A 245-nucleotide genomic window follows, 5' to 3' on the forward strand; every position below is an offset into this window, starting at 1 on the left:
GCGCTCGCCCGTCTTGTTTGCCATCTTTCAATGAACCATCAAAACGATTCGAAACGTCCCCCCGTTGACGTGAGCGCGCCGCTCGTCGAAGCGCTTGGCCTCGCGCGACGCGACGCACAGCGCGATCAGGTGCTGCTGCAACCCGCCGATTTCGCGCTGCACGGCGGCGAACGCGTCGTGCTCACGGGTCCGTCAGGCTCGGGCAAGAGCGTGTTTCTGCGCGCGCTCGCGCTGCTCGATCCGCT

General features: G+C 65.7%; 1 protein-coding gene. It reads left to right on the top strand.

Annotated features, from left to right (window positions below):
- Window positions 1-30 precede the first annotated feature (30 nt).
- Window positions 31-245, top strand: a 215-nt coding sequence (locus tag SB816_RS34170) for an ATP-binding cassette domain-containing protein (RefSeq protein WP_410548519.1), incomplete at its 3' end; no start/stop codon positions are given.

The organism is Achromobacter sp. SIMBA_011, assembly GCF_046535435.1.
GTDB classification, from domain to species: domain Bacteria; phylum Pseudomonadota; class Gammaproteobacteria; order Burkholderiales; family Burkholderiaceae_B; genus Achromobacter; species Achromobacter dolens.